The 13809-nt window shown below is 38.5% G+C and carries 9 protein-coding genes; 3 read left to right on the top strand and 6 right to left on the bottom strand.

Annotation, left to right across the window (positions count from 1 at the left end):
- Nucleotides 1–12: 12 nt before the first annotated feature.
- A complete protein-coding gene (prlC, locus tag DES39_RS00695; protein WP_121143856.1) occupies nucleotides 13–2049 on the bottom strand; it encodes an oligopeptidase A in 2037 nt (678 codons plus the stop codon).
- A gap of 143 nt (nucleotides 2050–2192) precedes the next feature.
- Between prlC and DES39_RS00690 the strand changes: the two genes are divergently transcribed.
- Nucleotides 2193–3254: an FAD-binding protein gene (locus DES39_RS00690; RefSeq protein WP_121143855.1), complete on the top strand. Its 1062-nt coding sequence runs from the start codon at nucleotides 2193–2195 to the stop codon at nucleotides 3252–3254.
- A 40-nt stretch (nucleotides 3255–3294) separates the two neighbouring features.
- Here DES39_RS00690 and deoB read toward each other — a convergent pair whose 3' ends face one another.
- Complete coding sequence (gene deoB / locus DES39_RS00685; protein ID WP_121143854.1) at nucleotides 3295–4530, bottom strand: phosphopentomutase; 1236 nt, start codon at nucleotides 4528–4530, stop codon at nucleotides 3295–3297.
- 254 nt (nucleotides 4531–4784) lie between these two features.
- On the opposite strand from deoB, the gene DES39_RS00680 reads away from it, so the two are divergent.
- Complete coding sequence (locus DES39_RS00680; protein WP_121143853.1) at nucleotides 4785–5660, top strand: D-hexose-6-phosphate mutarotase; 876 nt, start codon at nucleotides 4785–4787, stop codon at nucleotides 5658–5660.
- A gap of 56 nt (nucleotides 5661–5716) precedes the next feature.
- Here DES39_RS00680 and DES39_RS00675 read toward each other — a convergent pair whose 3' ends face one another.
- From DES39_RS00675 to DES39_RS00660, 4 genes are all read right to left on the bottom strand, one after another.
- Entirely contained in the window at nucleotides 5717–6277 is a 561-nt protein-coding gene (locus tag DES39_RS00675; RefSeq protein WP_121143852.1) for an ABC-type transport auxiliary lipoprotein family protein, read from the bottom strand.
- Nucleotides 6278–6280: 3 nt separating this feature from the next.
- A complete protein-coding gene (pqiB, locus tag DES39_RS00670) occupies nucleotides 6281–7918 on the bottom strand; it encodes an intermembrane transport protein PqiB (protein WP_121143851.1) in 1638 nt (545 codons plus the stop codon).
- A 16-nt stretch (nucleotides 7919–7934) separates the two neighbouring features.
- Nucleotides 7935–9179, bottom strand: coding sequence for a PqiA/YebS family transporter subunit (locus DES39_RS00665; RefSeq protein ID WP_170143296.1), 1245 nt, complete (start codon nucleotides 9177–9179; stop codon nucleotides 7935–7937).
- A 96-nt stretch (nucleotides 9180–9275) separates the two neighbouring features.
- A complete protein-coding gene (locus DES39_RS00660; RefSeq protein ID WP_121143849.1) occupies nucleotides 9276–11192 on the bottom strand; it encodes an ABC transporter ATP-binding protein in 1917 nt (638 codons plus the stop codon).
- Nucleotides 11193–11456: 264 nt separating this feature from the next.
- On the opposite strand from DES39_RS00660, the gene DES39_RS00655 reads away from it, so the two are divergent.
- Entirely contained in the window at nucleotides 11457–13697 is a 2241-nt protein-coding gene (locus DES39_RS00655; RefSeq protein ID WP_121143848.1) for a hypothetical protein, read from the top strand.
- The last annotated feature ends 112 nt before the right edge of the window (nucleotides 13698–13809 follow it).

The following is a 13809-nucleotide window of genomic DNA, read 5'->3' as shown; positions in this document are numbered from 1 at the left end:
AATTAGAAACGCTTACGCAATACCATAATGATGTAATAATGCATCTAACTGTGGCTCTCTACCACGGAAATTTTTAAATAACGTCATCGGTTCATCACTACCGCCTTGTGACAGAATATGCGCTAAAAAGTCATTACCGGTATTAACATTGAAAATGCCCTCTTCTTCAAAGCGCGAAAACGCATCTGCCGATAATACTTCCGCCCACAAGTAACTATAATATCCTGCTGCATAACCACCAGCAAAAATATGACTAAAGGCATGTGGAAATCGCCCCCACTCGGCGGTTGGCGTGACAGCCACTTGCTGACGGACTTGTTGTAACGTTTCCAATATTAATGCACCGTTTTTCGGTGAATATTCATAATGCAGACGGAAATCAAATAAACCAAACTCTAATTGGCGCAAAATAAACAAGGCTGCTTGATAGTTTTTAGCCGCTAACATTTTATCGAGCATCTCTTTTGGTAACGGCTGGCCTGTTTGGTAGTGACCCGAAATAAATGCCAATGCTTCTGGCTGCCAGCACCAATTTTCTAAAAACTGACTCGGTAACTCTACGGCATCCCATGCAACACCATTAATACCGGCAACAGAAGCGGTTTCAATTGCGGTTAGCATATGGTGTAAACCATGCCCAAACTCATGAAATAACGTGGTAACTTCATCGTGCGTAAAGAGCGCTGGCTTATCGCCAATTGGACGATTAAAATTGCAGGTTAAATAAGCAACGGGTTTTTGTAAATGCCCATCAGCAAACCGCATTTGGCCAAGACAGTCATCCATCCATGCACCGCCACGTTTATGCTCGCGTGCATAAAGATCAAGATAGAAGCTAGCTTTGTAGTCGCCTTTTTTATCATAGAGATCAAAAAAGCGGACTTCTGGCGACCAAACCTCAACATCTTTACGCTCTTTTGCTGTGACGCCAAATACACGATTGACTACCTCAAACAGGCCACTAATCACCCGATTTTCAGGAAAATAAGGTCGTAGCTCTTCATCATTAATGGTATACAAAAACTGTTTCTGTTTCTCGCTATAGTAGGTAATATCCCATGGTTTTAACTCACTTGCTCCATAATGCTCATAAGCAAAACGTTTTAATTGGGTTAATTCTTCTTCACCCTGAGGTTTGGCTTTATTGGCTAAATCGGTTAAGAATGCTAAAACTTGTTCGGGTTTATCGGCCATTTTGGTTGCTAATGATTTATGTGCATAAGTTTCAAAATCGAGTAGCTGAGCTAGCTCATAACGGAGTGCTAAAATCTGCTTGATATTATCAGTATTGTCCCACTGACCGGCATTCGGTCCCTGATCTGATGCGCGAGTAGAATAGGCATAATACATTTCATAGCGCAATTCACGATTATCGCAGTACATCATGACCGGAATATAACTGGGCATATCTAATGTTAATAACCAACCTTGTTGCTCTTTCGCTTCGGCTTGCGCCTTAGCAGCAGCAAGTGCACTTTCAGGTAAACCCGCTAATTCATCAATATTAGTAATAAGTTTACTCCACCCCATGGTGGCATCCAAAACATTATTACTGTAATTAGACGATAATTCAGAGAGTTTAGCGACAATTTCACCATAACGTTGTTGTTTTTCAGCATCAAGTCCGATACCTGATAGCTCAAAATCACGTAAGGCATTAGTAATCGATTTTTGCTGAGCTTTATTTAAACTACTAAATTGCGCACTATTTCTTAATGATTTATAAGCATGATAAAGTCCTTTATGCTGCCCAACCCATGTGCTGTATTCAGATAATAAAGGTAAACATGCTTCATAAGCTTCGCGTAATTCACTACTATTTTTAACCGAGTTTAAATGGCTGACTGGAGACCAAACTCGGCCAAATTTTTCATCAGCTTCATCAATAGGTTGAATCAAATTATCCCAAGTATACTCGGATTGATTAACAACTTGCTCAATTACGTCACGGCAATGGGCAATAACCTGTTTAACAGCGGGTAAAACGTGTTCCGGTTTAATGTGTGAAAATTGCGGTAACTCCGCTGAACTTAATAATGGATTTGTCATTGTCATACCTTTTACGTCATACCGATTTAATATTATTACTTTAATATTGGCGCAAATTTTATAAATTCAAGGGAGGATTCACTATAATTTATCCGTTGCATAAGCTAAAATGGTAAAAAATATAACAATCACAAAGACTATACATGGATTATGACATTGTCGTTGTCGGCTTGGGACCGGCGGGTGCAACGCTAGCACGTTTATTAAAATCAGAATTTAAGGTCTTAGCCTTAGATAAAAAACTCACCTGTGGAACAGATGGGTTTAATAAGCCTTTTGGCGGATTGCTAGCCACGGATTCTCAGCGTTCATTCATCCGTTTTAATCTTAATCTACCACTGGATATCCTCACGAATCCACAAATTTTTAGCGTGAAAACGTTTGATATCCAAACGGGCTTGGTGCGTAATTATCAACGTACTTACATTAACTTCGATCGCCACAAATTTGATTTATGGCTCAAATCATTGATTCCAAATCACGTTGATGTTAGGCACAATACTTTATGCAAAAACATTGAACGCATTATCGATGGCTACCAAGTCACTTTCGTGCAAGATGGTCAAGAGCATGTTATCACCACCAAATATGTGGTCGGCGCTGATGGCGCGAATTCAATGGTGCGGCGCATGCGTTATCCTAACCATACCGTGCGGCAGTATATCGCCATACAGCAGTGGTTTGCCGAGCAGCATCCGGTGCCATTTTACTCTTGTATTTTTGACAATACCGTCACCAATTGTTATGCCTGGAGCATATCTAAAGATGATCATTTCATTTTTGGTGGGGCATTCCCTAAAAAAGATGCCAATCAAAAATTTGAACAACTCAAACACAAACTTGAACAAAATGGATTTATTTTCGGCACGCCACTAAAAACTGAAAAATGCCCGGTCGTCTATCCTAATCGGTGGCGAGATTTTCATGTGGGTAATGAACAAATTTTTCTCATTGGTGAGGCGGCAGGATTTATCAGTGCCAGTTCGTTAGAAGGGATCAGTTACGCCTTTGATAGCGCAGAAATTTTAAGTAAAATTTTTAATGATAAGCTGAAAAATCCAAATAAAGCCTATTATCAACGAACCCTTAAATTACGCTTCAAACTGCTGAGTAAAATCGTTAAAGCGAAAATACTCACGACCCCATTTTGGCGTAAAATGATCATGAAAAGTAAAATTTCACATATCGATAATATTCAACAATAATACCCACGGTAAAATGGGTATTATGCCATCATTTTGCTGACTAGCTAAATGTAAATAGCGCTTTACCATAATCCATTGGTGAGGTATCAAAATAATGCGCGACCGTCTGGCCAATATCAGCAAACGTCGCGCATAAACCTAAATTTTTAACGGGTAGATTCGGGCCATAGATAAGAACCGGAATATGCTCACGAGTATGATCTGAACCATGCCATGATGGGTCACAACCATGATCGGCAGTAATAATAAGCATATCGTCGTCTTCAACCAACGCTAACATTTCTGGTAAACGCCGATCAAACTGCTCTAACGCAGCAGCATATCCCTCAATATTACGTCGGTGACCAAAGTCCGAATCAAAATTAACAAAATTGGTAAAAACAATCGTCTGATCTTTAGCCAGTTTCATTTCAACTAAACTGGCATCAAATAGCGCATCAATGCCAGTTGCTTTAATTTTTTTAGTAATCCCAACGTGGGCATAGATATCGGCAATTTTACCAATTGAAACCACCTCGCCTTGCTTTTCTTCGACCAGTTTTTGCAATACTGTCGCAGAAGGTGGCTCTACCGCATAATCATGACGGTTACCTGTACGCTCAAACTCACCCGCTTTATCACCAATAAAAGGCCGTGCTATAACGCGACCAATGTTATAACCACCATCCGTTAATTTTACACGCACCAGTTCACACAATTCATATAATCGTTCTAAACCAAAAGTATTTTCATGGCAAGCAATTTGGAAGACAGAATCCGCTGACGTATAAAAAATCGGCTTACCGGTTTTTATATGCTCTTCACCGAGCAAATCAAGTACTACCGTACCAGATGAATGGCAATTACCTAAATAGCCCGGTAAATTAGCCTCTCGTACCAACTCATCTAATAATTCCGTTGGAAAGCTATTTTCTTTATTCGCAAAATATCCCCAATCAAATAAGACCGGAACACCCGCAATTTCCCAGTGCCCCGATGGAGTATCTTTACCTGACGACAACTCTTGTGCGTAGCCATATGAACCAATGATTTTAGCATCTTTGTCTAAACCAATCGGGAATTCACCACAAGAACCTTCTGCCGCTTTACCTAAGCCTAATCGGCTTAAATTAGGCAAGGAGAGCGGTTTTTTACTGCCGTCACTATTTTTGCGATTAGCGTCACACCACATGGCAATATGGCCTAATGTATTGGCACCAACATCGCCAAATTTATCAGCATCCTGTGTTTCACCGATGCCAAAAGAGTCTAATACCATAATAAAAACACGTTTCATCCTATTCACTCTCTATGATTTTTACTTAAAAAGATGATATCTGCTTATAATAAACTAATTTTAACGAAACTGATTAATAAATTTTATGATTATTATGGCTTAAAATATTCCCTACAAATCATTGCATATGATTTAATCATCTGATGAAGTCACGATCAGAAACATAAAAACCCTATTTTTGCGATATACTTCTCTGTATTGAAATAATAAGATGCGTAGAATCATCACAATGACACTAATTATGGGGAATTAAGATGACTATTATTGAAAAAATGCAAGCGACCACATCAAATCAAGTGATATTAACACATAGCCTAAAACGCGTTAATTATGAGGAGCATACCTTACTCCTAATCACGCATCCCAAATGCCATGCAGCGATTTCACTGCAAGGCGGGCATTTACTCTATTGGCAACCAACTGGTGAAAACACACCTATCATTTGGTTAAGTGAAAATGCCCAGTTCAAAAAACACGTTGCCATTCGAGGCGGTATGCCAATTTGCTGGCCTTGGTTTGGTCAAGCCGGTAACCCAGCACACGGTTTTGCGCGCATTGTCGATTGGACATTACAATCTCATCAAGAAACCGAAAATGGGATCGACATTGTGTTATGTTTGACGGCAAATGAACAAACACAACCGTATTGGCAAAATGACTTTGAATTGAGTTTACATTTGCATCTTGGTGAGACTTGCTCGGCGGAACTTACTTCATTAGGGAATTTTGATGCAACATCCGCATTACACACTTATTTTGGTATCGATGATATTAGCCACACTACTGTCTCCGGGCTTGGTGAAAACTATATTGAGAAACTAAGCACCGAAAATATACCCAGTATCGCGGGTAAAATGCGCTTTAATCAAGAAGTTGATCGTATCTATACTCAGGCGGATGCCATCACACTAATTAACGATAATCACCGTACAATTGAGATCACCCATCATAACTATAGTGATGTTGTGGTGTGGAATCCTTGGACTGAAAAATCAAAAACGATTAAGGATCTACAAGAAAATAGTTATCGGCACTTTGTCTGCGCAGAAACCTGCCGAATTAATCAGCCGATCCATTCAACCTCACAACAAAAAACGCCTTACGGCGTAAAAATAGCGGTCATTAAATAGTATTAATAGTCGTTACGCCACCTGATAGATACCGCATTAGGTGGCGCGATTGAAACCTAAAATTTAACCGTTCTTATTAAGTCAAGCTCTTCATTTTGCCAACCTTTAGAAAGCGTTTTAACCAATGCCGCATAACCATCTTCAGATTGCCTTAACTTCATATCAATATTTTTAGTGATTACTTGATTATCTTTATATGTAATCACCCACTTACCTTTGATCAGCGCATCACCAGTATAGCTGCCATGAAACGAATCAATAAAAAGTTTGATTGTCGCTCTTGGATTTTGTGTAGGCGCCGCGGTCACATAATAGTTCGGTAATAAGGCAGATAGATCAATAATAACGCGCTGTTGAATCTGATTCGATAAAGTCGTTAACCACAAATTATTATTGGCAGTGCTATATTCAATCGCATCGGTTTGATAAACAATGCCGGTTTTATCTAAATAGTTCGCCACATTAACGCTATCAATAACGATCACATTATCAACTGTTTGTGGTTGTAAATTATTGACAGAAAAATCACTCGTTAACTGGTAATACACCTTATTGGACATGGTTGATGAACAACCGGCTACTAAAAAGAGTAGCGCAATGATGACATACTTTTTCATTCTTTAATTCCCTTTTGCCTTAGGTTGTGGATCTTGTTTTTGCGGTGCGGCAAAAATCAAGGCATTACTTTTTTCATTTAACGTATTAAGCAATGGCGTCAATTCATTTAACACATTCTCAAATTTTTTCAAATCTTCATTCAGTTGATTATGCATCGACGAGCCTGGTTGTATTCCCTCTAATGTGCTGTTTAAAGAATCAAGCGTCTGTTTCAAATCTTTTGGTAAACTTTGCATATCTTTGCTTTTAGTGATCGCTGTCACTGAGTCAAGCAAGGCTTGAATTCTGATTAATGAATTATTAAGTTCATTGACTGTTTTATCTAGCGGTAACTGATTGAAATTATCTAATGCTTGGGCTAATTTAGCTTGTAACTGCGACAATCCGGCTGGCACCGTCTCGATGATATCATAGCCAAATTTCTGGGTTGGTAAACTATTACCATTATCTTTAATATCTGGATAGAAATCGAGATCAACATATAATGCGCCGGTAAAAAAGTTAGCCGATTTAAGCGATGCACGCAGACCTTGTTTTTGCTCTTTGATGATCAAATTAGATAAATCAACTGGCAGATCAATAACATCTGACAAGCGCCCAGGCTCAATATAGATTAGTACCGGAATGGTATAACTAAACACATTTGATTCTTCTAGCATGTCTTTATTATAAAATGGTACTTCTTTTACTGTACCAATTCGTATACCACGATACTCAACTGGTGAACCTTCACTTAAGCCTGAAATGGATTCTGTGAAGAATAATAAAAATGGATGAAATTCAGTATATTGTGAATCTTGTATTGCATTTTTATCTTTATAAAGTGTAAATGAGGTGAGCGCTTCTACCGGTTTGCCAAATTTCACACCGTCGGGCACATCAAAGCTAATGCCTCCTGATATCAATACATCAAGCGATGGGACATCTAAACTGGCGCCTTTTGATGATAAAGAAAAATCAATTCCACCTTCCTTCCAAAATCTCACATTTTGCGTGATCAACGTATCGTAAGGTTTAGGAATAAATAATTGATATTTCATGCTACGTGAGGTGATATCAAATTCTGAGTTTTCAACATTACCCACTTTGAAACCGCGGAACATCACGGGCGCTCCTCGCGGTATTGTGCCACTAAGATTGCTCGTTAGATTAACCCGAATACCGGCTTCATTAGGCACAAAAAGTGGTGGATTGTCTGATAATTGAAATGGTTTATTACGAAAGGTTGAACCATCGGTACCCGATACAAGTTCAATATACACGCCAGAGAATAACGTACCCAATCCAGTCACACCGTCTTTACCAATTTGTGGCCTTACCAGCCAAAATATTGAATCATTTTTTACCAATGGCGCCATATTTTTATAAATCTGCCCTTTGATAACAACTTGATTATAATCACTGCTGAGTGTCACGCTTTCAACAATGCCAACATCAACACTGCGGCTTTTGATCACCGTTTTGCCAGCAACAATACCATTGGCATTGGCAGTTAAAATTGTGATACTTTGGCCCTGATCGGCAAAATGGCTATATACCATCCATCCACCGATCATTAAGGTAATAATGGGTATAATCCAGATCGCTGAGATGCGATCGTTCTTCATGACTTTTGCTAATTTTTTGGAAATAACAGACATAACTCACCTAACTTTTCTAATTAACTTTATCCCAAATCAATCTAGGATCATATTTATGTGAAGCAATCATCGTGACAATCACAACTGATGCAAAAAATATCACACCAATATACGGATAGACCGCCATCATCTCGCCATTACGAATTAATGAAGCCACAATTGACACAACAAATACATCAATCATCGACCAACGCCCAATAAATTCGACCATATTATATATTTTATTCATTTTGAAACAGTCTTTGTCACTCTTGTGTTTAACGGCTACAACGAAATAACACAACCAACTCAATGCAACAATTTTCAACACCGGAATGATAACACTTGCCGAGAATATGACTAACGCAACAGGATAATCACCTTCTTGCCACATATACAAAACCCCATCTAAAATGGTAGAGCTTGACTGAGAACCGAGAAAAACCGTGTTCATCACACCATATAAATTTGCGGGAATATACAGTATTAATGAGGTGAATAATAAGGCAAACGTCCATTGAATTTTTCGACTCTCCCTCAGTTGACCTTTACTTTTACAACGCGGACAGCGCGTCAGATCCGCAGGTAAAATCGCATGGCAACATAAACATAATCGAATATTTTGATCGATACCCATTGTGCCAGAAACCAGCTCAGTGTTCGCAAAATTACTCTTATCGATCTCGTTCCAAATATCACGTTTACCAAAAATAATATATGACTTCAAATAAAATACGATGAAAAGACAAAATAATATAAATGCCTTCCCAAGCCCAACATCACCATAATTAATCAATTTTACAAAACTCACTAACACCCCAGCCATAAAAATTTCGGGCATACTCCAAGGCTCTAATTGATGATATAATTTCAACAAAGATCGCTGCCGATATTTAGATAACGGTAAGTGACTACAAAGAGCAAGTTGAATAAGCAAAGATAAAAAAGGGATCACAAGTACCAGAATCAAAAATAACAACGTTAGTGACAGGTATTGATCTTGATATAAGATATGTGCTAACTGAATAAGATTTAAATTATTCACAATGCCAATAACTCGGATATCGATAAAAATAAAGCAACACGCTAAGCACAACATGGTTAGCGAACAGAGTGAATAAATAATCGTGTCCCTTTTCATATCGGTGTGACCACGCGCTAAACGAGTATGGCACCTTGGACAAACAGCTTTATGTTTATTTGCAATCACGGGTAATTCACTAAGTAAATCACAGTGATGGCATAAAACATAGTTCTTATCACTCTCATTAGAAAGCGGCATAAAAATTTCCACGTCTTTGCATTTTTTAACAGAATCGTCATTATACCTATAAAAAAAATTTCTCATAAACACAAAGCATTATTTATCAAATTAGCCTTAACTATTTTTTATAGCTTCTAATTCTTCCCATAAGTTAAAAATACGTTCAAGGTTCTGTTCTTGTTCGGCTAATTCTTGTAGCGTTTTGCTAGTGACTTCATGAGGTTGATTGAAAAAATCCCCATCACTCACTTTACGTTGCAATAACGCGATGGCTTGTTCAACACGTTCAATTTCTTGAGGTAAGGATTCGAGCTCTCGCGCTTGCTTATAAGTTAATTTTTTACTTGCAACTTTATTGTTATCCGTTGAACAAGGCGCGACGATCTTAGGTGCGACCACAGGCTCATATGAGGCTCGTTTATCAATTGGCTGAGTTGTTTCACGTTGATGTAGCGCATCAAAATAGCCACCGACATAAGCGTGGATCACGCCTTGGCCTTCAAAAAACCAACATTGATTAACCGCATTATCAACAAACTGCCGATCGTGGCTAACAAGTAAGACTGTGCCATTATATTCGCTGACGAGTTCTTCTAACAATTCGAGGGTTTCAACATCTAAATCATTTGTTGGCTCATCTAGAATCAATAAATTACTTGGTTTTAAAAATAATTTTGCAAGTAATAGACGATTTTTCTCGCCACCAGATAAGGCACTAACAGGCGTTCTCGCTCGTTTAGGATGAAATAAAAAATCTTGCAAGTAACCCAGAACATGGCGATTTCGACCATTCACCGTCACTTCTTGTTTACCATAGGCTAAGTTATCCATCACGGTTTTATCCGGGTCTAAATCTGCACGATGCTGATCAAAATAGGCCACCTCTAATTTAGTACCGCAATGAACCGATCCTGACGTTGGCATCAGTTGATTTAGCATCAGTTTGATTAACGTTGTTTTACCAATACCATTTGGCCCAATTAAGGCAATTTTATCACCACGTAGTACTTGTGCTGTAAAGTTTTCAACCAACTGTTTATTATCAATTTGATAACATACTTGTTCTAAATCAAATACTATCTTACCTGAACGTAACGCCTCTTCGATCTGCACTTTCGCCGTTCCCATGACCTGACGACGCGCTGAATATTCCTGTCGCAATGTTTTAAGTGCGCGTACTCGCCCCTCATTACGAGTTCTTCTCGCTTTGATGCCTTGCCTTATCCATACTTCTTCTTGAGCCAGTTTTTTATCAAACTCAGCATTTTGCAACTCTTCCACACGTAAAGCTTCTTCTTTTCCAAATAGGTAAGCATCATAATTACCAGGCCAAGATGTAATTTTACCGCGATCTAAATCAAGAATTCGTGTTGCCATTTTACGGATAAATGACCGATCATGAGAAATAAACACAATACTACCAGGAAAGCTTTTTAAAAATGTTTCAAGCCAGGCAATACCGTCAATATCTAAATGGTTAGTCGGTTCATCTAATAGCAAAATATCAGGCTCGTTTACCAGCGCTTTGGCAAGTGCTGCTTTACGTAACCAACCACCTGACAATGCGGAAAGTTCCATATCCGCATCCAGTGATAAAGCGGATAACACATTATTAATCCGATTACTGATTTGCCACCCATTCTTTTGATCAATTTGATCTTGAAGTTTTGCTAACTGCGATAGATTTTCATCACTCGGGTCATGTTCAATTTGTACTAATCGTTTATGATATGCTTTGAGTAAATCGGCGACATCTCGTAACCCACCTGCGACAAAATCAAAAATTGAACCTTGTATGTTCCTTGGTGGATCTTGTTGTAATCGAGAGACAACAATATCATTTTCGAAAATAAGCTGTCCTTCATCTAATGTCACTTCTTTATCCAAAATTTTGAGCAATGTCGATTTGCCGGCACCATTTCGGCCGACTAAACACACTCGCTCGCCGGGTTCAATCGATAAATCTGCATGATCAAGTAAAGGAGCATCACTAAAAGAGAGGTATGCGTTATGTAATGTAATTAAAGCCATAATATTAAGCCATGTTATTAAAATAATTCACTAATGATGAAATTATGCCACGTATTAACGGCAATACATAATAATTCAGTAAAAATTGTTTTAGTCATGTTTCAAACAGGACTTATTATGCCAATAGATTGTATTTCATCTAAAATTATCTAAACATTATCAAATATAAAAGCTTTGTAATAAATAGGTTTTATCAAGGTAGCATTAAAAAAACATCTATAGCATAATAATAGCTATGTGTTTTGATAATTAAGGTAATAGCAAATGGCAAATACAACAACGACGTATCCATGGCAATTTCAGCGCATTGGTGGAATTGATCAAGTTATTTTACGAAATGCTCAAGATATCATGCATTTAGATGAACTCGATCCTAAGCTTTGGGTCGCATTGAGTTGTCCCGCTTCAGGGCTTGAGTTAGATGCCAAAACATTGTCGTTACTTGATAGCAATAATGATGATCGTATTCGCATACCCGACATTGTTGATGCAGTGAAATGGCTAAAAACAAGATTAATAAAGCTTGATAGCCTAATTGAGTGTGCTAGTGAATTACCACTCGCAGCCATTGATAGCACGACAGAAAATGGGTCACGTTTATTAGCAACCGCAAAAGCGATTCTCGCCAATATTGGTAAAAATGACCAAAATTTTGTTAGTGTAGATGATTTAAATGCCTCAACACTAGTTAATAGCAGTAATTTATTTAATGGTGATGGTATTGTCCCGCCAACAAACAAAATTGCGAATGATTTACAAGATTTTATTAAAGATGCACTCAGTGTGATGGGTGGGGTTAAAGATGCCAGTGGCTTAGATGGGATTGATAATAAAATCGCTAGCGCGTTTAAACAATCTTTAGAAGAGTGGGTGAAGTGGCACAAAAACGTCAGTTCAGCAACGACGCCACTAGCTAATGATACAGAGGAAGCATGGCAATTAGTGTTGCAATTAAAAGATAAAATCAACGACTATTTTTTGCGTACTGAGCTTGCAAGTTATGCCCCACAAGCAGAGAAATCATTAAATGTTGATGAAAAATATATTGTACCAATGGATAATGGTTTACTAGCCGATAGCGCCTTGGCTGAATTACCCCTATCAAAAGTAGAAGCAAATGCAGACCTTAATCTGACTAGCGGATTAAATCCAATATGGCGTGATAAAGTATTACGTTTGATGAGCTTAGTTAAGCCATTTTTAAGCTCACAAAATGCACTATCACAGACAGATTGGATCCATATCCAAAAAATGTTAACGCCTTATTCAACTGTGGTTGCATCAAAACCAGCTTTAACTAAAGTCGATACAACTATCGCCCCAAAAATAACCATTGATAAACTGGGCGAAGCCAAAATCGATCAACTACTAAATAGTGATCTATTCGAACGATTTGCCGAACTTGCCGATAAAGATAGTAAAACACCAGCCGCCGCCTCTGATATTGCTGATGTCGAAAAACTAGTCGTATTTCATAGACACCTATATCGATTGTTGATGAACTTTGTGTCATTTCATGATTTTTTTGATTTAGACACTCGCACAGCAGCCTTTCAAACTGGGCGTCTTTTTATTGATGGCCGCTGTTGTACATTGTGTATTCCGGTCGCCGATATCGCCAAACATACGACATTAGCTAATTATTCTGAATTATTTTTAATGTATTGTGAATGTACCCGAAAAACGCCACCTATTAACGGTACACAGCAAAAACAAACGATTGTTGCCGCAATGACCGCGGGTGATGCTGATTTTTTACTTGATGGTCGTAATGGCGTATTTGTTGATAATAAAGGTAATGACTGGGATGCCAAAGTAGTCAAAATCATCAGTAAACCAATTAGCATTAGCCAAGCAATTTGGGATCCCTATAAACGAATTGGCCGTTTTATCACCGAACAGATCAATAAATGGGCAACCTCTAAAGATTCAGCGATTATCAATTCCGCGACTCAAACAACCCAAACCGCCGATCCGGTAAAATTTGATATTGGCAAAAGCATGGGAATTTTTGCAGCTATCGGCCTTGCACTCGGTGCTTTAGGTACCGCAATTGCAAGCATTGCCAGCTCACTCTTTCAACTCTATTGGTGGCAACTCCCGTTTGTCTTTTTAGGTATATTTTTAATTATTTCAGGTCCATCGGTCATTTTAGCGTGGATTAAGCTACGTCAACGTACACTTGGTCCACTGCTTGAAGCATCTGGCTGGGCGATCAATGGCAAAATAAAAATTAATTTGTTTTTGGGGACACAACTTACCTCAAAAGCCGAACTGCCAAAAAATGCGAGCCGAAGTTTAATTGATCCAATGAAAAAAAATCGCTACAAATACTACTTAGCCTTTTTCATTGCGCTTATGATTGGTATTGCCGCAGCAAGTGGCTGGCTATGGTATGATGGCTATTTCGATTCCCCGGCACAATCAACTTCTGCCACAGTGCAGCAAGCTCCTGTTGATACCCCAATAGCAGAGGGCGGATCACCTATTAATACAACAAAATAAACAAAGCCCCAGCTGGGGGGCCTGCTCAATTCATGTTATTATGGAAAACTAAAATATACTAGAATTGATAGAGTAATAACAGGAGAGATGAGTTAGCCTGCAATGTCTTCCA

The sequence above is a fragment of the Orbus hercynius genome (assembly GCF_003634275.1).
GTDB lineage: Bacteria > Pseudomonadota > Gammaproteobacteria > Enterobacterales > Orbaceae > Orbus > Orbus hercynius.
Note: the sequence above shows the minus strand (reverse complement) of the source record. Positions and strands in the feature narration are given on the sequence as shown.